We start from the raw sequence: 20,472 nt of genomic DNA, 5'->3' as shown, positions 1-20,472 counted from the left end.
GCGGAGCTCAAGCTGCTTCGTGCCGACCATTTCCCAAGNGCTGGTCGGCCGCCACGCCCCGGTGGCGGACGGGCGGACCGTCGCGCTCCTCGACGGGTCGGTGCGCTTCCTGGAGGCGCTCGGCGCCTGGGCGGCGGTGGCGCCGCACGCGAGCCCGCTCTGCGAACTCCAGATCGTCGACGACACCGGCAGCCTGTTCCGGCCGCCGCCGGCCCGCTTCCGCGCCGGTGAGATCGGCCTCGAGGCCTTCGGCTGGAACGTCGAGAGCGCCCGCCTGGTCGAGAGCCTGCGCGCCTGCGCCCGGGCGCAGGACAACCTGACCCTGGTCGAGGCGGACGCCGCCGGCGCCGTGGCCGGCGAGACCGCCGCCCGCGTCGCTCTGGCGGACGGGACCAGCGTCGAGGCCCGGCTCGTGGTGGGGGCCGACGGAGCCCGCTCGCCGCTGCGGGCCGCCAGCGGCGTCCGCGTGCGCGACTGGACCTACCCGCAGAGCGCGATCACCACGATCCTGGCCCACGCGCGCCCGCACCGCGACGTCTCCACCGAGTTCCACACCCGGTCGGGACCCTTCACCCTGGTGCCGCTGCCGGGCGGCCACCGGTCCAGCCTCGTCTGGGTGACCGGGGAGGGGGCGGCCCAGCGGCTCGCCGCCCTCGACGACGCGGCGCTGGGGCAGGCGGTGGAGCGGCAGGCCCGGGCGATGCTCGGCGCCATGCGGGTCGACGGCCCCCGCGGCCTCGTGCCGATGCGCGGCCTCGCGGTGGCGACCCCCGTGGCCCCGCGGCTCGCGCTGATCGGGGAGGCGGCCCACGTCTTCCCGCCGATCGGCGCGCAGGGACTCAATCTCGGCCTGCGCGACGCCGCGACCCTGCGCGACGCGGTGCTGGCCGCCGCCCGCGACCGCCGCGATCCCGGCTCCCGCGCCGTGCTCGACGGCTACGCGCGGGCGCGCCGCGTCGACACGGCGGCGCGCACCGCCGCGGTCGATCTCCTCAACCGCAGCCTGCTCACCGACCTGCTGCCGGTGGACGCGCTGCGCGGCCTCGGCCTGCTGGCGATGACGCAGCTCGGGCCGCTGCGGCGCCTGGTGATGCGGGAGGGCGTGCTGCCCCGGATCGGCGCGCCGGAGCTGATGCGGGCGGCGCGCTAGGGCCGCTCCCGATCGGCGCGCAAACAGCCCGGAGGAGAGGCGTCTCCGGTCGGGACAGGCGCGCGCCCTCTCCCGTGCCGGAGAGGGAACCCGCACGTCTCTCGGCACGGACGGGTTCGGCTGTCGGCCCCGTCCCGGGCGACGGCGGTCCGATTCGCGTCCCCGGCCTGGGGTGCCGGAGCGCCAGAGGAGGCGACGAACGGGCCGTCCAGACGGCGCCCGGTCCCCGGAGGGCGCCCTCGAGGCGCGCGGCGCTGTCGCCTCTACATGTCCGGGGCGGGGTTTGGGCGGCCGTCACCGGAAGCGGCCTCCGTCGCGTCGCACGCGGCCGGGCAGGGCAGCCGTCCGTGCGCGTTGACGGCGGGGACCGGCCTCAGAGATCCGGCTGGGCGGCCACGTAGGCGCCGAGCCGGGTCGCGAGATCGACCGGGCCGCCGGCGCGGGCCTCGCCCGAATCGCCGATGAGGATCACCGGGATGCCGCGGTCGCGCAGGTGGCCGCGGAGGCGAGCGGCGCGGCGGGCATAGGTGGGGTTCCGGCGGGTGGGGGCCTGGAGCAGCACCGCCGCCGGGCGCGCGATCACGGCGAGGACGTCGTCCGCCGCCTCCATCGAGGCGGTCACGCTCGCGTATCCGAGGCTGGCCAGCTCGCCCGAGAGGGACCGGTCCACGGCGCGGACGCCGTCGTCGACCACGAGCACTTGTTGCAGCGCACCCATAAGCTTGAGCGGTACTCCATCCGGGACGGCTTGGAAAGATAGCCGTCACGACAATCCGATGCAGAACCCGCGAACGGGCGGATCGGATCCGTCGGTTCGTGTGCAGATGCGAGATTATCCGCGCCGCCTGAGTGGCGGATGAACCGGCGATCGTCCGCCGTTCAGGCGGACGGGGCGGTCGCGGCGATCGCCGTCACCGTGCCGTCCGCGCGGAGCGGCCGGAAGCCCGTGCTCCGCCACGCCAGGGGATCCGTCGCCGGGGTCTCGCCGCGGACGAGCGCGGCCGCTGCGCAGGCCGGTCCCCGGCAGACGAGGTCGCCGCCGGCGCCGCCGGCGAGGTCCAGGAGATCGCGGGGCAGGAAGGCCTGCCCGGGCTCGGCCAGGGTCGCGGCGAGGTCGTCCGGGCCGGGGCGCGTGAGCACCAGCGCCTCGCCCAGGACCAGGGTCTCGAGGCGCTGCGGGCCCGCGGGCCCGGCGCTCCGCGGGGTCAGCCGCGCGGGCGCGCGGTGGACCACGTCGAGGACCCGGACGGTCCAGGGCAGCGGCAGGCCGGCGAGGGCCGATTCGACCCGCGCCGGGACCACGAGCCGGGTCGGCACCGGCCGCAGCAGGGCGGCGCGGAACCCGGCCTCGTCGAAGGGCAGGACGGTCTCCAGTCCGGCGCCGGCCGCCAGGGCGGCACCGAGGCCGGTCACGAGGCCGCGCAGGTCGTGGCCGGGCAGGAGCGTCAGGACCCGCTCGTCCGCGGTCAGGGGCAGCGCGTCGAGATGCGCGGCCGCACAGGCCGCCCCCACCCCGTCCCCGCAGCCGCAGAACAGCAGCCTGAATAAGCAAGGCTCAGACGCTGATGTCCACCACGCGCGCCTGAGATACGGGAAACTCGCGACCGTCCGCGTGCGGCCGGGAAGTCGCGTCGTCGGGCGCGGGCACAGTCATCGAGACGGTATGCAGCCCCGCTCTATGCTCGATCGCGGTTTCGGCTCTCGCCGACTGGATCATCTCCGTCGCCGGCCTCGCGGCCGCGCCGGCACTGGCGCAGCCGAAGAAGCCCGCCGCGCCCGCACCGGCCGCGCCGGCGCCGACCGCCCCGGGCACCCCGGCCGCCAACACCCCGGCCGCCCAGACGGGCCCGCAGATCGTCGCCGTGAAGTCCGAGCCGAGCCAGGCCGACTGGACCAAGGTCTGCGGCAAGGACCAGGGTTCGGGCACCGACATCTGCTACACGACCCGCGACTTCGTGTCCGACCAGGGCCAGCCGGTGCTGGCGGTGGCGGTCTACGAGATGAAGAACCCCGCCCAGAAGCAGGAGGTGCGCGTGGTGCGCTACCTGCTGCCGCTGGGCCTGCTGCTGCAGCCGGGCATCCGCTTCAGCGTCGACGGCCAGGCGGCGACCGCCGGCCGCTTCGCGGTCTGCTTCCCGAACGGCTGCTTCGCCGAGGCCGGCGGCGTCGATGCCGGCGTGATCGCCGCGATGAAGAAGGGCACGACCCTGAACGTCTCGGTCCAGAACCAGACCCAGCGCGAGGTCACCTTCGCGGTGCCGCTGGCCGGCTTCGGCAAGGCCTTCGACGGCCCGGCCATCGACCCGAAGGTGCTCGAGGAGCAGCAGAAGAAGCTCCAGGCCGAGCTCGAGAAGCGCTCCGAGGACATGCGCAAGAAGCTCGAGCAGCAGCAGGGCGCCGCTCCGGCCGCCGGCGCCGCGGCCCCGGCCGCCAAGTAAGCGACTCGGACACGCGATGTGCACCGGCCCGCCCCTGGCGGGTCGTCGAGGGCCGGGCCGCGAGGTCCGGCCCTTCGCGTTGGATCCGTCCGGCGGCGGGCTCTACCGCTTCCCCGCGGGCCCCGAGCCCGGCTGGACGATCAGCACGCGCAGGTCCTGGTCGGGCACGTAGTCCCGGGCCTCCCAGCGGAACGTGGTCGGCCCGGTCTTCCGGATGCCCGTGCGGCAGAAGCTCGCCACCGCCTCCGGGCTGCCCTTGTCGACCGTCAGGGTGAAGCGCCCGATCGGCGCGGCCCAGTTGCGCGCGGTCGTCACGATGTAGGGCACCACGGCGGCGCGCAGGTAGCCGCCGTCCTTCGGCGCTCGCGCGAGCAGCCGCCGGATGCCGGTCAGGCCCGCCTCGTCCAGGCAGTAGGTCGTCCGGTAGCCCTCGCGGGCCGCCTCCTTGAGGTCGAGGAGGTGGAACCCGCTCACCGGCGCGTAGCTGTGCGCGATCCGGACCTCCTGGCCGGCCGGGAAGGTCTGCAGCCAGTGGAACTTCGCCTCGCCGCGCCACAGGCCCTCGGTCATGCCGTCCGCGTCCGGGAACAGGCCGGCTTTGACCAGCTCGGCCCATTCGGGCGCGCCGATGCGCTTGGCCGCCACGTTGATCGCGTCGAAGCGCAGCGGATTCAGGGGCAGGCCGTGGCGGCGCAGCAGGTCGGTCACCTCGCGCTCGCCCACGAAGGCGCGCTCCTCCAGCTCCGGCGCGATCGGCTTGCCGTCGACCGTGACGGTGAAGCCGACGAAGTTCGGGCTCTCGGGATGCGGCAGCGCGAGGGCCGAGAAGCTGAGCTCGCGCCCGTCGATCGGCGGCAGCGGGAAGGCGACGCGGACCGTGCGCGGCTCCTGGAGCTGATTGCGGAACAGGTACGCCACGCTGATCCGGCCGGGGGCGATCGACAGGTCCTCGCTCGCCAGCGCGATGCCGGGCTCGCGCCGCAGGACGAGGCCGCCGGCATCGAGCTCGGCGGCGCTGTCGTTGGCGCGGGCCGGGGCAGCGAGCAGTCCGGCGGCGAGCAGCGCGGCGGCGGGGCGGATCATGGCGTCGGGCCCGTGCGACGGCACCGGCCGTCGCGGGAGGCTAGCGCGGCGGGCTTGCCAGGTTCTTGACGACCCGGAACCGGCTCAGTTCGTGGCGCGGTCGCGCATCCGGTAGGCGCCGCCCGCGTCGCGCTCGAACATCTCGGCGATGCCGGCGTGGCGCAGGGCCTCGCCCGACGTGTCGGGCAGGAGGTTCTGCTCCGACACGTAGGCCACGTACTCGGTCTCGGCGTTCTCGGCGAGGAGGTGGTAGAAGGGCTGGTCCTTGCGCGGCCGGACCTCCTCGGGGATCGACAGCCACCATTCCTCGGTGTTGTCGAACACCGGGTCGACGTCGAACACGACGCCCCGGAACGGGTAGATCCGGTGGCGCACCACGGCGCCGATCGCGAATTTCGCGGTTCTCAGTGTTACGTCCGTCATGGTTCAACCCGTCCAGATCGGACAGATAGGTCCGATGACGGATCGTGTCACCCGGCCGCGGCGGATGTCCGCGCTTCCGCGGCGCTGACGAGGCGGTCCCGGACGGCGATCGCCTCCGGCAGCGGCCGCCACAGGACGGTCATCTCGGCGATGCGCCCGGCCGCGTCGAGGCGCCAGTAATCCATCCCGTCGAGCCGGTGCGGGCCGGCCGTCGCGCCGAAGAAGGCGGCGGCGTGCGTCGGGCCCTCCAGGATCTCGCGGATCTCGAAGGCGTCGACCGCCGCCAGCAGGGCGTCGACCACCGGCCGGATCGCCGCCTTCCCGCGCACGGGCTCGGCGGCGAGCGGCGTGTTGAGCACCGCCGCCTCGGCCATCTGCGCCAGCATGGCGTCCCGGTCCTTCGCCGCCAGGGCGGCCGCGAAGGCGCGAACGTGGGTGAGGTCCATAGCGGGTCTCCTACGGGATCCGGATGCCGAGCTCGGCCGCGATCGCCCGGGCGGTGGCCTCGCGCCGGGCCGTGATGTCGGCCGCCGCCGCCCGCGCCCGCGCCACGATGGCCGGGGCGGCCGTGCGCGGCGTGCCGCTGTCGAAGGGGGGCTCGGGGGCGTACTGCATGCCGAGCTGGATGGTCCGGGCGACCTCCTCGCCGCGCAGCGCGGCGGCGAGTTGCAGCGCGCCGTCGATGCCCGCGGTGACGCCGGCCGCGAACACCCAGGTGCGGTCGTCCGCGTCGCGGTCGATCACCACGCGCGCGTCGACCGGCTCGGCGCCGAAGAACGGGAGCAGGTGCACGGCGTTCCAGTAGGTCGTGGCCCGCCGCCCGACCAGCAGGCCGGCCGCGCCGAGGACGAGGGCGCCGGTGCAGACCGAGAGGACGTGGCCGGCCCCGGCCACCTGGTCGCGGATCCAGCCGAGCACGGCCGCGTCCCGCATCAGGGCCTCCTGGCCCGTGCCGCCCGGGACGTGCAGCACGTCGAGCCGCGGGGCCTCCGCGAGCGTGGCGTCCGGCAGCATCCGGAGGCCGCGGACGTCGCGGACGGGGTCCGGGCCGGGCGCGTAGACCCGGTAGGTGCTGTTGGGCACCCGGGACAGGACCTCGAACGGGCCGGTGAGGTCGATCTGGTCCAGCCCCTCGAACAGGAGCGAGCCGATCTGCAGGTGGGTGTCGGGCGGGATCATGCCGGGCCTCCGTGGTGGACAGGCAGACCCTAGCGCGTCAGGATCTGGCCGAAATGCCAAAGAGCCCTCGTTTCTCGCCAGATCTCCCGCGCCCGGTCGAGGTGCTGGCCTTCCCGGCGGTGCAGCTCCTCGACGTGGCCGGGCCGCTCCAGGTCTTCGCCACCGCCAACGAGCACGGCGGCGCCGGGATGCCCTACGCGCCGCGGGTGATCGCGGCCGGCGACCCGGGGCTCACCGCCTCGGCCGGCCTGCGGCTGGTGGCCGAGCCGCTGCCGGATCCCAACGCGCCGGTGGACACGCTGGTGATCGCGGGAGGTCCCGGCGTCGTCGCGGCCTGCGACGACGCCGCCCTGGTGGCCTGGGTGCGGGCCCGGGCGGGCCGGGCCCGCCGGGTCGCGTCGGTCTGCACCGGGGCGTTCCTGCTCGGGGCGGCGGGGCTCCTCGACGGGCGCCGGGCCGTGACCCACTGGAAGCATTGCGGGGCGCTCGCCGCGCGCTACCGGCGCGCCCGGATCGAGCCCGACCCGATCTTCGTGCGCGACGGCCCGGTCTGGTTCTCGGCGGGGGTCACGGCGGGCATCGACCTGACCCTGGCGCTGGTCGAGGAGGATCTCGGCCGCGCGACCGCCCTGGCGGTGGCGCGCCACCTCGTGATGTTCCTCAAGCGCCCCGGCGGGCAGGCGCAGTTCAGCGCGGCGCTGGCCCTGCAGGCGGGCGAGGAGCGGTTCGGGCGGCTCCACGCCCACATCGCCGAGAACCTGTCCGGCGACCTGTCGCTGTCGGCGCTCGCCGCGGCAGCCGGGATGAGCGCGCGCAGCCTGAGCCGGCACTACCTGGAGGCGACCGGCCTCACCCCGGCCAGGGCCGTGGAGCGCCTGCGGGTCGAGGCGGCCCGGCGGGCGCTCGCCGAGACGGCGCAGCCGGTCAAGCGCGTCGCCCGGACCTGCGGCTTCGGCTCCGAGGAGACGATGCGGCGCAGCTTCCTGCGGCACGTCGCGGCGACGCCGCAGGAGTACCGGGCGCGGTTCGGCGGGTGAGGGGTCAGACCTGTCGCGGCGTTCGAGGGCCGCCAGGATCGTCTCGCGCACGCCGTCGCGATGGTCGTGGATGTCCCCGTTCGGGAGCGGGGCAGGGCGAAGCCGAGCGATCCGAGAATCTCGGTCCGCGCGGCATCCCGGGCGATCTCGACGGCGGTCGAGCGCGTTGCCCCGTCGACCTCGACGATGAGTCTGGCCTCTACGCAGGCGAAGTCGACGACGAACCGGTCGATCGGGTGCTGGCGGCGGAATTTCCAGCCGTTGAGCGCGCGATTGCGCAACACGCGCCAGAGCTCGGCCTCGGCGCTTGCTTGCGCGCGCCGCAGGCTGCGGGCGCGCGGGATCGATCTGCTCACCGCGCGGTTCCGGCAACGCAGTTGCGGACCCGGTGGATGATACGGTGCTGCGGCTTGCGCGGGCCTGCCCCGACGACGCGCCCGGGTCCGCGACGACGCCGGTGCAGACCGACGCGACGCGCCCCCTCTCCCGTCACCGCGGCGCCGCACACCACGCCCGCGTCCGGCGGCCGCTCACCCCAGCTTGTACACCGCCGCCAGCTCCGGGTCCTTGGCGGCCACCAGCTTGGCGAGGTCCACGATGACCTTGGCCTGCTTCCAGGTGGCGTCGTCCTGCATCTTGCCGTCGAGCATCACGGCGCCGGTGCCGTCCGGCATGGCCTCGACGATCCGGGCCGCGAAGGCCACCTCGGCCGGGTCCGGCGCGAAGACCCGCTTGGCGATCGCCACCTGGCTCGGATGCAGCGTCCAGGCGCCGGCGCAGCCCATCAGGAAGGCGTTGCGGAACTGCGCCTCGCAGGCATCGCCGTCGGAGAAGTCGCCGAACGGGCCGTAGAAGGCCTTGATGCCGTTGGCCATGCAGGCGTCGACCATCCGGGCGATGGTGTAGTGCCAGAGGTCCTGCTGGGCGCTCGCCCGGGGTGCGTCGCCCGCCGGGTCGGCGATCACCCGGTAATCCGGGTGGCCGCCGCCGACCCGGGTGGTCTTCATGCCGCGGGACGCCGCGAGATCCGCGGGTCCCAGGCTCATGCCGTGCATCCGCGGCGAGGCCGACGCGATCGCGTCGACGTTGGCGACGCCCTCGGCGGTCTCCAGGATCGCGTGGACCAGGATCGGCTTCGTGACGCCGTGGCGCGCCTCGAGCTGGGCGAGCAGCTGGTCGATGTAGTGGATGTCCCACGGCCCCTCGACCTTGGGCACCATCACGACGTCGAGCTTGCTGCCGACCTCGGCCACGATCGTGAACAGGTCGTCCAAGATCCAGGGCGAGTTGAGGGCGTTGATCCGGGTCCAGAGGCCGGTGCCGGTGGCGGCGAAGTCGGTGGCCTGGGCCATGGCGACGAAGCCCTTGCGGGCCGCCTCCTTCTGGTCGGCGGGGACCGCGTCCTCCAGGTTGCCCAGCACCACGTCGACGGTCCCGGCGAGCTCCGGCACGCGGGCGCGGACCTTGTCGTTGTGGGGCGGCACGAAGTGGATCATCCGCTCCAGCCGCACCGGCAGCTCGCGGAACGGGGCCGGCGCGCCGGTGGCGAGGGGCTGGAAGAAGCGGCGGGGCAGTTTCATCGGGTGCCTCTTGTCAGGGCTGGCGTCCGAGCCCCGTTAAGGCAGCATGGGCCGGCGCGTAAAGCCGCGCCGCGCCGAAGTGATCCCGGACGTTCGCGATTTCGGACTTCCGGCCCGGCGCGCCGCCCGAGGCCGTCGATCCTCAGCCCCGGCCGCCCCGGCGGCCGATCATGCCGATCCGGTTGAGGATGCCGCCGGCCTCGCTGCCGGCCACCACCACGAGGCGCCGGACCTCGCCGCGCAGGAAGGCCTGCAGGAAGCGGTTGTAGTCGCGGAACGAGACGCAGCCGTTCGAGGCGCCGGGCTGCCGCAGCATGTAGGTGTGGGCCAGCAGACCGTCGCGGCCGTGGATCGCGGCGCTGCCGCCCACCGGGTTGAGGCGGATCGCCCGGACCCCGTGGAACAGGCGCTCGCGCTCGGTCAGCGTGTAGGTGCCGGGCGGGGTCGAGCCGCGCATGCGCAGGTGGACGTAGCGCGGGTTGTCCATGGCCTCGCCGAGGCCGGAATGGGCCTCCAGCACCTCGCCGGAGGGCAGCGTCACCGTGCGGGCGGTGATGTCGTAGACGGCCGTGCCGGCCACCGAATCGGGCTCCGGGCTGATCCGGGTGCGCGGCGCCTCCTGCGGCAGGGCGTCCGGGCTGGCATAGGCCAGCGCCTGACGGGGCTCCTGACGATTCTCCTGAGACGGCGCGGCGGCGCCGACCCCGAACAGCTTCTCGAAGAAGGACGGCTCCTCGGCCATCGCGGCGCGGAACACGTCGCGGGTCCGGGGCAGGGCGCGGCTCGCCACCCGCGCGGGCGCCGCCGCCGGCNGACGGGCATCGCCCACTTGACCACCGGCGACGGCCTCGTCCGGGACGCCGGCGTGCGGCGGCGCGACGCGGCGGCAGCCCTGGTCCTGTCCGTCGGAGCGGCGCTCGCGATCGCGCTCCTGCCGCCGGGCCCGGGGCTGATCCTGGTGCTGCTTGTGGTGACCGGATGGCTCACTCGGGTAGGGCGCCCGGGTGCGGACGACCGGGTCGTAGGCGGTCTCGACGTAGGTGACGCGCGGCGGCGCCGGTCGCACCGGTTCCGCGCTCGGATACGCGGTCTGGAACGCGGCGAGGGACAACGCAGCCTGGGCCATTCGGGAACTCGCGTACGCGCTTCCCCCGGGCAGCCGTCGCCGTTCGCCCGCGAGAGCCGTTCTCGCGCACGTGGCCCGGGTCGCCCGTCTGGGGAGGACATCAACCGTCCCGCCATTAAGCCGCGGTGTGGTTAATCCCCGCTAAAGGGACAGTTTCCGCGCGCGTTCCCGTGTTGGGACACAGCCTCAGGTGGCCTGACCGGGGGCCTCCGACGGGACCTCCATCGGCCCGTGCCGGCGCGCGACCAGCAGGCAGAGCAGGGCCACCGGCACGCCGATGAGCGACGTGCCGACGAAGAACCACGCGAAGCCGGTCCACTCGATCACGAAGCCCGAGAAGCCGGCGAGCAGGCTGCCGGGCAGGGCGCAGAGCGAGGTCAGCAGGGCGTACTGGCTCGCCGCGTGGGCGGTGGCCGAGAGCCGCGACATGTAGGTGATCAGCACGATCGACGCGAAGGCGTAGGCGAAGCCGTCGATCCCGACCGTCAGCGCGAAGGTCCAGAACGCCGCGCCGCCGTGGCCGCCGTGCCAGGCGAGGTAGGCCAGCGCGAGGTGCGAGGCCGAGGCCGTCACGGTGCCGATCAGCAGGCTCGCCATCATGCCGATCCGCGGGATGATGGCGCTGGCCAGGAAGGTGCCGCCCAGCGCGATCCAGAAGCCGAACAGCTTGGTCACCGTGGCGATGTCGGTGTTGGAGTAGCCGAGCGTCTTGAACAGCGGGATCGCCATGGCGTTCGAGACGTAGCCGGGCATCCGGAAGCCCGCGACGAGGGCGAGCACCGGCACGGCCAGCGGCCCGAGCCGGGCGAGGAGGTCGCGGATCGGCGCCCAGACGGTCTCGACGAAGCCGCCGCTGGCGGGCGTCTCGGGGGCGGGGGGTTCGGGGGCCAGCAGCGCCGCGACCGTGCCGGGGGCCATCAGCGCGGCCATGCACAGGTAGGCGGCGCGCCAGCCGTACGCGTCGGAGAGGTAGAGGGCGCCGGCCCCCGCCGCGAGGTTGCCGACCCGGTAGCCGATCTCCGACCAGGACGACATCAGCGCCTGCTGCTCGGGCGGCGCGGCGGTGATGCGCCAGCCGTCGATGACCACGTCCTGGGTGGCGCCCGCGACGCCGAGCGCCAGGGAGAACGCCACCGTCCAGGCGAGCCAGTGGGCCGGGTCGCCGAAGGCGACGCCCGCGAGCGCCAGGGCGACGAGGATCTGCGTGGCGACGATCCAGCCCCGGCGGCGGCCGAGCCAGCGGCCGATGAGCGGCGCGTCGTGGCGGTCGAGGAACGGGGCCCAGAGGAACTTGAGCTTGTAGGCGATGGTGAGCTCGCTCATCAGCCCGATCGTGGCGAGCGGCACCTTCGCTTGGACGAGCCACGCCGACTGGGTCGCGTAGACGAGCAGGAACGGGATGCCCTGCGCGAAGCCGAGCCCGAGCACCGCGGCGATGCGCCGGTCGGTGAACAGGGGCGTGAGGACGGCGCCCGGCGCCGCCCGCACCGGCTCGGGCGCGCCGGTGACCTGCGCCGGGTTTGCCATCCACGCGTCTCCTGGGTCTCGGGGAGGAGAGAGCAGAGATGCGGCGAGCGTGCAACGATCGCGCGACTGTCTCACCTAGAACCTCATCCTGAGGTGACCGCGAAGCGGGCCTCGAAGGAGGGCTCCAGGGATCGCGATGGTTTCTGGAAGGCTCCTTCGAGGCGGCTTCGCCGCACCTCAGGATGAGGGGGTTTTTCGGGAGGGATGTTGCTGCGCCGCCGGGCGCTTGGCGAGCCACTGCAAGGCGTCCCAATCCGCCCGGATCAGCGCCTCCTTCTTGGCCCGGCTCTAGCCCTTGATGCGCCGCTCGGCCGCGATGGCGTCGGTGACGTGATCGAAGTGCTCGGCATGGACCAGCGTGACGGGGCGGCGGCGGCTCGTATAGCCGCCGTAGGTGCCGGCGTGATGCTCGCTGAGGCGCCGGTCGAGGCTCTCCCCGCGGGCGGAGCCGACGTAGTAGCTGCCATCGGCACAGCGCAGCATGTACACGAAGGCGCCCACGATCCGATTCGTCCCATCACAGGATGAAAAGCTTATCAGATCCGGTCGCCTCGCTCACTCCAACCCCCTCCCTCATCCTGAGGTGCCGGAGCGCAGCGGAGGCCTCGAAGGAGCCCTCCAGTCAGCGTCGCGATCCCTGGAGCCCTCCTTCGAGGCCCGCTGACGCGGGCACCTCAGGATGAGGGGGCTTGTTTGGATGAGCGCGACGCCCCTCACGCCGCCTTCTTGCCCCGCTCGGCGATCTTCACGAGGCTGCGCAGCACCTCGGTGGCGGTCTTGAGCCGGGCCGGGACGGTATTCAGCTCGCGCACGAACACCACGCTCATGTCGGGCCGCACCTTCGCGAACGAGGCCTGCTCGGCGACGTAGGCCACGAGCCCCTGCGGGTTGGCGTAGGACCGGTCGCGGAAATGGACCACCACGCCCTTCGGCCCGGCCTCGACCTTCTCGACGTTCGCCTTGAGGCAGAGGATCTTGATCGTGCCGATCTTGAGGAGCTGCTCCACCTCCGGCGGCAGCGGCCCGAACCGGTCGATCAGCTCGGCGCCGAAACTCTCCATCTCGGCATCGTCCTGGATGGTGGCGAGCCGCCGGTAGAGCGCGAGCCGCACCCCGAGATCCTCGACGTAATCCTCCGGGATCGTCACGGGCGCGCCCAGCGCGATGGTCGGCGACCACGCCTCCTCGGGCACGTCCTCGATGCCGGCCTTCAGCGCCGTGACCGCGTCCTCCAGCATCTGCTGGTAGAGCTCGTAGCCGACCTCCTTGATGTGGCCCGACTGGGCGTCGCCCAGGAGGTTGCCGGCGCCGCGGATGTCGAGGTCGTGGGAGGCGAGCTGGAAGCCCGCGCCCAACGTGTCGAGGCTCTGGAGCACCTTGAGGCGCTGCTCGGCCTGGGCGGTGAGCTGGCGGTTGGCCGGCGTCGTGAACAGCGCGTAGGCCCGGGCCTTCGAGCGCCCGACGCGGCCGCGCAGCTGGTAGAGCTGGGCCAGCCCGAACATGTCGGCCCGGTGCACGATCAGCGTGTTGGCGGTGGGAATGTCGAGGCCCGATTCCACGATCGTGGTCGAGAGCAGGACGTCGAACTTGCCCTCGTAGAAGGCCGTCATCACGTCCTCGAGCTGGCCCGCCGCCATCTGGCCGTGGGCCACCGCGACCTTGATCTCGGGCATCTCGGCGTCGAGGAATTTCTTGACCTCGGCCAGATCCTCGATCCGCGGCACGACGTAGAAGGACTGGCCGCCGCGGTAGCGCTCGCGCAGCAGCGCCTCGCGGATGGTCAGCGGGTCGAACGGCGTCACGAAGGTGCGCACCACCAGCCGGTCCACCGGCGGCGTCGCGATGATCGAGAGCTCGCGCACCCCCGTCATGGCGAGCTGGAGCGTGCGCGGGATCGGGGTCGCCGACAGCGTCAGCACGTGGACGTCGGCCTGGAGCGCCTTCAGCCGCTCCTTGTGGGCGACGCCGAAATGCTGCTCCTCGTCCACGATGATCAGGCCGAGATCCTTGAAGGCGATGTTCTTCGCCAAGAGGGCGTGGGTGCCGACCACGATGTCGACCGTGCCGGCGACGAGCCCCGCCCGGGTCTGCTTCATCTCCGCCGCGGAGGCGAAGCGGGAGAGCTGCGCCACCTGGACCGGCAGGCCCTTGAACCGCTCCGCGAAGGTCCGGAAGTGCTGGCGGGCGAGCAGCGTCGTGGGGACGATCACCGCCACCTGCTTGCCGGAGATCGCCGCCGCGAAGGCGGCGCGCAGAGCCACCTCGGTCTTGCCGAAGCCGACATCGCCGCAGACCAGCCGGTCCATCGGGCGGCCGGCATTGAGGTCGTCCAGCACCGCGTCGATGGCGTTGGCCTGATCCTCGGTCTCCTCGAACGGGAAGCGGGCGGCGAATTCCCCGTAGAGGCCCTCGGGCGCCTGCAGGGAAGGGGCCTTCCGGACGAAGCGCTGGGCCGCGACCTTGATCAGCTCGCCCGCCATCTCGAGGATGCGGCGCTTCATCTTGGCCTTGCGGGCCTGCCACGCGCCGCCGCCGAGCCGGTCGAGGGCGACCTCGGAATCCTCCGAGCCGTAGCGGGTCAGGAGCTCGATATTCTCCACCGGCAGGAGCAGCAGGCCGCCGGTATATTGCAGCTCCAGGCAATCGTGCGGGGCGCCCGCGGCGTGGATCGTCTTGAGGCCGACGAACCGGCCGATCCCGTGGTCGGCGTGGACCACGAGGTCGCCGGGCTGGAGCGCCTGCACCTCCAGGATCACGTCCTGGGGCCGCTTGGCCTTGCGCTTCTGGCGCACCAGCCGGTCGCCCAGGATGTCGCCCTCGGAGACGACGGCGAGCTCGCCCGCGGTGAAGCCCGCCTCCAGGCCCCAGACCGCCACCGCCGCGTCGGTGCCGCGCTTGAGCGCGTAGACGTCGGTGAGCCGCGTGATCGCCACGGGCTTCTTCAGGCCGTGGTCGGTGAGCACGCCGCAGAGCCGGTCGCGGGAGCCGTCGGACCACGCGCCCAGGATCACGTGATGACCGGATCCCTGGAGGTCGCGGATATGCGCCACCGCGGCGTCGAACACGCTGGTATTCTCGTCGGCCCGCTCCGGCGCGAAGCTACGGCCCGCCTTGGCGCCGCAGTCGATCACCGCGCGCTCGGGAGACTCGGGCTGCGCGAAGGGCGTCAGCCGCGCCACGGTGGCGGTGCCGATCCGCTCCTTGAGCTCGTTCGGCGTCAGGTAGAGGGCGCGGGGCGGCAGCGGCTTGTAGGGGGCGACGCCGGGCTGCGGCGTCTTCATCGCGCCCTCGCGGGCCTGGTAATAGTCCTGGACCAGGGCGATCCGCTCGGCGGCGGCGTCCTCCACCTGCGGGTCGAAGACCAGCGGCACGCCGCCGAGATAGTCGAACAGCGTGTCGAGGTGGTCGTAGAACAGCGGCATCCAGTGCTCGAGCCCGGCGTAGCGCCGCCCCTCGCTGACCGTCTCGTAGAGCCGGTCGTCGCGGGTCGCCGCGCCGAAGCTCTGGATGTAGTTCTGGCGGAAGCGCCGGATCGTCTCGGTGGTGAGCTGGACCTCGCTCATCGGCATCAGGTCGAGGGAGCGGAGCTGCCCGGTGGTGCGCTGGGTCTCCGGGTCGAAGGCGCGGATCGATTCGAGCGTGTCGCCGAAGAAGTCGAGGCGGATCGGCGCCGGCAGGCCCGGTGGCGACAGGTCGAGGATGCCGCCGCGGACCGCGTACTCGCCGGTGTCGCGCACCGTCCCGGTGCGCAGGAAGCCGTTGGCCTCGACCCAGGCCACCACGTCGTCCATCGCCACGACGTTGCCGATCGCCGCCGAGAAAGCCTCCCGGGCGATGTGGGCGCGGGGCGGGACCCGCTGCACCAGGGCGTTGACGGTGGTGCAGAGGATGCGCGGCCGGTCCTCGGCCGAGCGGGTGCGGGCGAGGCGGGCGAGCGCGGTCATCCGGGCGGCGGCGACCGCCGTGGTGGGCGAGACCCGGTCGTAGGGCTGGCAGTCCCAGGCCGGCAGGCTCATCACGTCCATCTCGGGCGCGACGAAGCCCAGAGCCGCCTGGAACGAGGCCGAGCGCCCGGAATCGCGCGCCACGTGGACCAGCACGGCCGGCGCGTCGACGGTGGGCGCCAGGGCGCGGGCGAGGTCGGCGAGCGCCAGCGCGTCGAAACCCTCCGGGGCGTTCGCCAGGACCGGGCTGTCGCCGCGCTTCAGCGCGTCGATCGCCCGGGCGAGCGCGGAGGATTTCGGCAGCGCGAAGCGCGCGACCTGCGGCTTGGCGACGGGGGCGGGGGGCTTCGGCTGAGGCTTGGCCATCGGGTCTTTCGCGGGGAGGCCCGCCGGGCGCGTCAGGGGTGGTGATCAGGTGGCGTTAGCCCATCGGGCCAGCGCGATAAAGCGATCCCGCGGTCACGGCTGAACGCACCCTATATGGCGGTTCTGCCGCAGCAGGGAACGGTTGTCGTCCCTGCGAGCGCGGCGAAGCAATCCAGCGGGGCGCCACGTCGGGGGCGCCCCGTCTCCGGGCGTCGCGCTGCCCTGGGTCACTCCGCTCCGCTCGTGATGACGGAGCGCGCTGCATCGGCCGAAAGCTGCGATGGGATGCGGTTGAAGCCCCGGGCCCGCGCCCCTCACGCGTCCGGCCCGACGATCTCCGCCAGCGCCGCCTCGACCCGGCCGCGGAAGAAATCCGCGTTGGGCATGTTCTCGGTCATCGCGGCGGCGCGCGCCGTCGCCTGCCGCAGGATCTCTCCGCGCAGCGCCGGGTCGGAGCGCTCCATCATCTCCAGCATGATCCGAACCACCAGCTCGGTGGCGATCGACCGGGCCGGGTGATCGTAGTTGGGCTTGGGCTCGTCCATCGCGGGCTCTCTCGACCGGTCGCTCTCAGGAATGGATCGGCGCGTCGTGCCGGTGGAACGCCCGCACCCGCCGCCAGACCGACGTGTCGTAGTTCGACGGCGTCTCGACCTCGCCGGTGAGCCACTTGAACAGGTCGCGGTCCGGCACCTCGATCAGCGCCTCGAACTGGTCGAGCTCCGCCTCCGACAGCTCGCCGATCGCGGCATCGGCGAAGCGGCCCATGATCAGGTCCATCTCGCGGATGCCCCGGTGCCAGGCGCGGTAGAGGAGGCGGCGACGGCGCGGATCGAGGTCGGCGCTCGTGCGGGTGGTGCCGGACATGGCGGTCGGACCTCGGCTCGAACAGGGGCAGGGCCTAGATAGGCGCGCGGCGCCGGCGGATCCAGAACGGGGCTGCCGCCGGGCGAGTTACAACTGGAGCGCGAGAGGGCAAAAAGAAATTGCCTCCCGCGGGCGGTCCGTTATCTCGAGGGCCAACGCCCCCGGGTGGGGCGGCGAGCGGGAGTACGACGATGCCGAAGGCGGTCCGGGTCTACGAGTACGGCGGCCCCGAGGTGATGCGCTTCGAGGACGTGCCCCTGGCCGAGCCCGGCCCCGGCCAGATCCGGGTCAAGCAGGCCGCCATCGGCGTCAACTTCATCGACATCTACTTCCGCACCGGCGCCTACAAGTCGCCGCACATGCCCTACACCCCCGGCAAGGAGGGCGCCGGCACCGTCACGGCGGTGGGCGAGGGCGTCACTCAGTTCAAGCCCGGCGACCGGGTCGCCTACGGCTCGGTGGCGGACGGCTGCTACGCCGAGGAGCCGGTGATCCCGGCCTCCGCGGCCGTGCCGATCCCCGACGGCGTCGACGAGACGACCGCCGCCGCCATGATGCTCAAGGGCCTGACCGTCGAGTACCTGCTGCACCGGACCTACGCGGTGAAGCCCGGCGACACGATCCTGTGGCAGGCCGCCGCCGGCGGCGTCGGCCTGATCGCCTGCCAGTGGGCCAAGCACCTCGGCGCCACCGTGATCGGCACCGCCGGCAGCCCCGAGAAGGCGGAGCTCGCCAAGCGGAACGGCTGCGACCACGTCATCCTCTACCGCGAGGAGGACGTGGCCAAGCGCGTGCGCGAGATCACCGGCGGGAAGGGCGTGCCGGTGGTCTACGACGGCGTCGGGCAGGCGACCCTGATGGGCTCGCTGGACAGCCTCGCGCCGCTGGGTCTCCTGGCGAGCTTCGGCTCGGCCTCCGGGGCGATCACCGGGCTCGACCTCGGCCTGCTGGCCCCGCGCGGCTCGCTCTACGTGACCCGCCCGACGCTCGCGACCTTCTCGTCGAACCGCGCCACCCTGGAGGAGGCGGCCGCCCGCCTGTTCAAGGTGGTCCGCGACGGCGCGGTGAAGATCGCCGTCAACGCCACCTACCCGCTGGCCGAGGCGCAGCAGGTCCACCGCGACCTCGCGGGCCGGGAGACCACCGGCTCGATCGTGATGCTGCCGTAGGGAGCGGCCGTGACGCCCGGCAACGCCGACCTGCTCCTCGTCGTCGACGTGCAGGTCGATTTCCTGCCGGGCGGGGCGCTCCCCGTCCCGGGGGGCGACGCGGTGGTCGCGCCGATCAACGACCTCCAGCACCGCTTCCGGCACGTGGTGCTGATGCAGGACTGGCATCCGGCGGATCACGTCTCCTTCGCCGAGACCCATCCGGGGCGGGCCCCGTTCGAGACCGTGGCGCTGCCCTACGGGCCGCAGGTGCTGTGGCCGCGCCACTGCGTCCAGGGCAGCCCGGGCGCCGCCTTCGCGCCGGGCCTCGCCACCGACCGGGCGAGCCTGGTGGTGCGCAAGGGGCTCGATCCGCGGGTCGACAGCTACTCGGCCTTCCTGGAGGCCGACCGGGCCACGCGCACCGGCCTCGCGGGGGCGCTCCGGGAGCGCGGCATCGCCCGCGTCGCCGTGTGCGGCCTCGCCACCGATTTCTGCGTCGCGTGGAGCGCGCTCGACGCGCGCGACGCGGGTTTCGACGTCCTCGTGGTGGCGGATGCGGTGCGCGGGATCGACGTGGACGGGTCGCTCGCGCGGGCCTGGGCGGAGATGGAGGCGGCGGGCATCCGCCGGATCGGGGCGGCCGCGATCGGCTGAGGGCGCGCGGGGGCCGGGAGGCGAACCGCCGCACGGGGCGCGGGAGACCGTCTCCGCCCCGGCGCGTTGGCCCGACATCAGCACCCGACAGGAGCCTGCATGTCGTCCAAGCATCTGAAGACCGACACCCCGACCGACGCCGACCTCAAGGGCAATCCCGGGATCGGCACCTCGAAGGGCATGAGCGGCGCCGACCCGGCGGATCTGCAGGCGGATTCGACCTTCGAGGGCGACGTCGACAACGAGACGAAGCTCGACGGCGGCATCGACCCCGACCACCGGCCGCGCAAGAACGCGTGACCGGATGCTCGGGCCGGGGCGGCCCGGGCCGATTTCTCAGCGGCCGCGGGCCGGTGCCTTCGGCCGCTGCGGCGCGGTTACGGCAGCGGCAGGCCGGGCGCCCGGGCCGCCCGCCGGGACGGAGATCTGCGCCGGACTCGCGCTGTAACCCCGCAGCTGCGCGGCGTTGGCGGTGCCGAAGGCGGATGTGCCGTCCGCGCGGGCGACATCGATCTGGGCCGTCAGCGCGAGCGCGGCGGCCAGCGCCGGGGAGACGTGCTTCGTCATGGGCGGGATCCTTCGGCGTGCGCGTATCCGGCCAACCCCGATCCGCGCCGAATCGCTCCGATCCGGGATGTGTCGAGCCGGCTCGACGTGCGGGACCGCACCGGCGGACCGCTCAGCATGGCCGGCACCAGCGCAGAGGCGCGCGTCTCTCGGCCTGGGTTGAACGCTTCGGCTGCTCACCCGCTCCGTCATCCCGCGCGGCGGCGGCGGCGAGGCGGCCTCACAGCGCCAGCCCGAGCTGGAGCGGCGCCTCCGGCGCGTCCTGCGCGAAACCCGACAGCGACACCCCGATCAGCCGCGCGCTGCGCCGCAGGGGAAACAGGCCGGCGAGCAGGTCGAGGCCGATCCGCTCCAGGCCGGCCCGGTCGGCGACGGGGACGGGCAGCGACCGCGCCCGGGTGACCTGAGCGAAGTCCGAGAATTTCAGCTTCAGGGTCACGGTCCGGGCGCGCATGCCCTTGGCGTCGGCCCCGGCCCAGACCTTGTCGAACAGCGGCGCCAGCCGGGCGGCCAGGACCTCGAAGGCGGCCGTGTCGTCCGAGAAGGTGGTCTCGGCGCCGATCGACTTGCGCACCCGGTGGGCGCGCACCGGCCGCGCGTCGATGCCCCGGGCGACCGCGTGGTAGTAGGCGCCCGCGGAGCCGAAGGTCTCGCGCAGGCGCTCCGGAGGCCAGGCGCGCAGATCCGCCCCGGTCTCGATCCCGAGCCGCTTCATCTTCGCCTCGGTGACCGGGCCGACCCCGTGGAACCGGCCGATCGGCAGCGCGGCCACGAAGTCCGGCCCCATGGCGGGGGTGATGACGAACAGGGCGTCGGGCTTCCGGTGGTCGGACGCCACCTTGGCGAGGAACTTGTTGTACGAGACCCCCGCCGAGGCGACGAGCCCGGTGCGCTCCAGGATCTCGGCCCGGATCGCCTTCGCCACGGCCGTGGCGGTCGGGAGCCCCAGGAGGTTCTCGGTGACGTCGAGATAGGCCTCGTCGAGCGCCACCGGCTCGATGACGGCCGTGTGCCGGGCGAAGACCGCCCGGATCTCCTCCGAGACCGCCCGGTAGACCTCGAAGCGCGGCTTCACGAACAGCAGGTCCGGGCAGAGCCGCCGTGCGGTGGCCGACGGCATGGCCGAGCGGACGCCGAACTTCCGCGCCTCGTAGCTCGCCGCCGCCACGACCCCCCGCTCCCGCGAGCCGCCCACCGCCAGCGGCAGGCCGCGCAGGGACGGGTCGTCGCGCTGCTCCACGGAGGCGTAGAACGCGTCCATGTCGATGTGGATGATCTTGCGGAGCGCGACCTCCGGATCCATCGCCGCCTCGGAGGTCCGCCGTGGGTTCCTGCTCTGTTCCGAAAAAGCGCGGCGGGACGGCGGGGTCAAGCCGCGCC

At 73.5% G+C, this 20,472-nt stretch carries 20 protein-coding genes and 3 pseudogenes; 6 read left to right on the top strand and 17 right to left on the bottom strand.

Annotated features, from left to right (window positions below; genetic code table 11):
• Positions 1-28 precede the first annotated feature (28 nt).
• Positions 29-1,150, top strand: a pseudogene (locus MOTC310_RS01075) (FAD-dependent monooxygenase); the annotation flags it as partial.
• A 373-nt stretch (positions 1,151-1,523) separates the two neighbouring features.
• On the opposite strand, the gene MOTC310_RS01070 reads toward MOTC310_RS01075, so the two are convergent.
• The 3 genes from MOTC310_RS01070 to MOTC310_RS01060 all read right to left on the bottom strand — a co-directional run bounded on the left by MOTC310_RS01070 (position 1,524) and on the right by MOTC310_RS01060 (position 2,975).
• Positions 1,524-1,868, bottom strand: a complete 345-nt coding sequence (locus tag MOTC310_RS01070; RefSeq protein WP_331300511.1) for a hypothetical protein — start codon at positions 1,866-1,868, stop codon at positions 1,524-1,526.
• A gap of 161 nt (positions 1,869-2,029) precedes the next feature.
• The gene (locus MOTC310_RS01065; protein ID WP_331300510.1) at positions 2,030-2,662 is read right to left on the bottom strand and encodes a hypothetical protein; all 633 of its coding nucleotides are present in this window, start codon (positions 2,660-2,662) and stop codon (positions 2,030-2,032) included.
• Positions 2,663-2,705: 43 nt separating this feature from the next.
• Positions 2,706-2,975 (bottom strand): hypothetical protein, encoded by a 270-nt coding sequence (locus tag MOTC310_RS01060; protein ID WP_331300509.1) that lies wholly within the window; start codon positions 2,973-2,975, stop codon positions 2,706-2,708.
• On the opposite strand from MOTC310_RS01060, the gene MOTC310_RS01055 reads away from it, so the two are divergent.
• On the top strand, positions 2,863-3,588 hold the full coding sequence (locus MOTC310_RS01055) for an invasion associated locus B family protein (RefSeq protein ID WP_331301443.1): 726 nt from the start codon (positions 2,863-2,865) through the stop codon (positions 3,586-3,588). The two genes, MOTC310_RS01060 and MOTC310_RS01055, sit on opposite strands and share 113 nt — an antisense overlap.
• Before the next feature lie 102 nt (positions 3,589-3,690).
• Here the strand turns inward: MOTC310_RS01055 and MOTC310_RS01050 are convergent, their stop codons facing one another.
• From MOTC310_RS01050 to MOTC310_RS01035, 4 genes are all read right to left on the bottom strand, one after another.
• The gene (locus tag MOTC310_RS01050; RefSeq protein ID WP_331300508.1) at positions 3,691-4,671 is read right to left on the bottom strand and encodes a DUF4424 domain-containing protein; all 981 of its coding nucleotides are present in this window, start codon (positions 4,669-4,671) and stop codon (positions 3,691-3,693) included.
• A gap of 84 nt (positions 4,672-4,755) precedes the next feature.
• Positions 4,756-5,094, bottom strand: coding sequence for a heat shock protein HspQ (gene hspQ / locus MOTC310_RS01045; RefSeq protein ID WP_331300507.1), 339 nt, complete (start codon positions 5,092-5,094; stop codon positions 4,756-4,758).
• Positions 5,095-5,141: 47 nt separating this feature from the next.
• Positions 5,142-5,540 (bottom strand): nuclear transport factor 2 family protein, encoded by a 399-nt coding sequence (locus MOTC310_RS01040; protein ID WP_331294332.1) that lies wholly within the window; start codon positions 5,538-5,540, stop codon positions 5,142-5,144.
• Between the two features lie 10 nt (positions 5,541-5,550).
• The gene (locus MOTC310_RS01035; RefSeq protein ID WP_331300506.1) at positions 5,551-6,273 is read right to left on the bottom strand and encodes a DJ-1/PfpI family protein; all 723 of its coding nucleotides are present in this window, start codon (positions 6,271-6,273) and stop codon (positions 5,551-5,553) included.
• 53 nt (positions 6,274-6,326) lie between these two features.
• Between MOTC310_RS01035 and MOTC310_RS01030 the strand changes: the two genes are divergently transcribed.
• Positions 6,327-7,310: a GlxA family transcriptional regulator gene (locus MOTC310_RS01030; RefSeq protein ID WP_331300505.1), complete on the top strand. Its 984-nt coding sequence runs from the start codon at positions 6,327-6,329 to the stop codon at positions 7,308-7,310.
• A gap of 146 nt (positions 7,311-7,456) precedes the next feature.
• Here MOTC310_RS01030 and MOTC310_RS01025 read toward each other — a convergent pair.
• The 8 genes and pseudogenes from MOTC310_RS01025 to MOTC310_RS00990 form a co-directional block, all read right to left on the bottom strand.
• Positions 7,457-7,594, bottom strand: a pseudogene (locus MOTC310_RS01025) (endonuclease domain-containing protein); the annotation flags it as partial.
• 246 nt (positions 7,595-7,840) lie between these two features.
• The gene (locus MOTC310_RS01020) at positions 7,841-8,890 is read right to left on the bottom strand and encodes an HpcH/HpaI aldolase/citrate lyase family protein (protein WP_331294335.1); all 1,050 of its coding nucleotides are present in this window, start codon (positions 8,888-8,890) and stop codon (positions 7,841-7,843) included.
• Between the two features lie 142 nt (positions 8,891-9,032).
• Entirely contained in the window at positions 9,033-9,377 is a 345-nt protein-coding gene (locus MOTC310_RS32965; RefSeq protein ID WP_473753792.1) for a DUF2778 domain-containing protein, read from the bottom strand.
• 825 nt (positions 9,378-10,202) lie between these two features.
• Positions 10,203-11,543 carry an AmpG family muropeptide MFS transporter gene (locus MOTC310_RS01010; protein ID WP_331300503.1) on the bottom strand — a complete coding sequence of 447 codons (1,341 nt, stop codon included), beginning with the start codon at positions 11,541-11,543 and terminating at the stop codon, positions 10,203-10,205.
• Positions 11,544-11,720: 177 nt separating this feature from the next.
• Positions 11,721-12,044: pseudogene (locus MOTC310_RS01005) on the bottom strand (GIY-YIG nuclease family protein).
• Positions 12,045-12,256: 212 nt separating this feature from the next.
• The gene (mfd, locus tag MOTC310_RS01000) at positions 12,257-15,853 is read right to left on the bottom strand and encodes a transcription-repair coupling factor (protein ID WP_331300502.1); all 3,597 of its coding nucleotides are present in this window, start codon (positions 15,851-15,853) and stop codon (positions 12,257-12,259) included.
• A 314-nt stretch (positions 15,854-16,167) separates the two neighbouring features.
• Positions 16,168-16,398, bottom strand: a complete 231-nt coding sequence (locus MOTC310_RS00995; protein WP_331294340.1) for a hypothetical protein — start codon at positions 16,396-16,398, stop codon at positions 16,168-16,170.
• A gap of 25 nt (positions 16,399-16,423) precedes the next feature.
• Positions 16,424-16,720, bottom strand: a complete 297-nt coding sequence (locus MOTC310_RS00990; protein ID WP_273563426.1) for an FAD assembly factor SdhE — start codon at positions 16,718-16,720, stop codon at positions 16,424-16,426.
• A 191-nt stretch (positions 16,721-16,911) separates the two neighbouring features.
• Here MOTC310_RS00990 and MOTC310_RS00985 point away from each other — a divergent pair, with 191 nt between their 5' ends.
• From MOTC310_RS00985 to MOTC310_RS00975, 3 genes are all read left to right on the top strand, one after another.
• Positions 16,912-17,889, top strand: coding sequence for a quinone oxidoreductase family protein (locus tag MOTC310_RS00985; RefSeq protein WP_331300501.1), 978 nt, complete (start codon positions 16,912-16,914; stop codon positions 17,887-17,889).
• A gap of 9 nt (positions 17,890-17,898) precedes the next feature.
• Entirely contained in the window at positions 17,899-18,525 is a 627-nt protein-coding gene (gene pncA / locus MOTC310_RS00980) for a bifunctional nicotinamidase/pyrazinamidase (protein WP_331300500.1), read from the top strand.
• Between the two features lie 99 nt (positions 18,526-18,624).
• Positions 18,625-18,825, top strand: coding sequence for a hypothetical protein (locus MOTC310_RS00975; RefSeq protein WP_091776472.1), 201 nt, complete (start codon positions 18,625-18,627; stop codon positions 18,823-18,825).
• Positions 18,826-18,861: 36 nt separating this feature from the next.
• Here the strand turns inward: MOTC310_RS00975 and MOTC310_RS00970 are convergent, their stop codons facing one another.
• On the bottom strand, positions 18,862-19,092 hold the full coding sequence (locus MOTC310_RS00970) for a hypothetical protein (RefSeq protein ID WP_331300499.1): 231 nt from the start codon (positions 19,090-19,092) through the stop codon (positions 18,862-18,864).
• Between the two features lie 220 nt (positions 19,093-19,312).
• Positions 19,313-20,395: a DNA polymerase IV gene (dinB, locus tag MOTC310_RS00965; protein WP_331300498.1), complete on the bottom strand. Its 1,083-nt coding sequence runs from the start codon at positions 20,393-20,395 to the stop codon at positions 19,313-19,315.
• Positions 20,396-20,472 lie beyond the last annotated feature (77 nt).

The sequence above is a fragment of the Methylobacterium oryzae genome, from assembly GCF_036441375.1.
Taxonomy (GTDB): domain Bacteria; phylum Pseudomonadota; class Alphaproteobacteria; order Rhizobiales; family Beijerinckiaceae; genus Methylobacterium; species Methylobacterium oryzae_A.
Note: the sequence above shows the minus strand (reverse complement) of the source record. Positions and strands in the feature narration are given on the sequence as shown.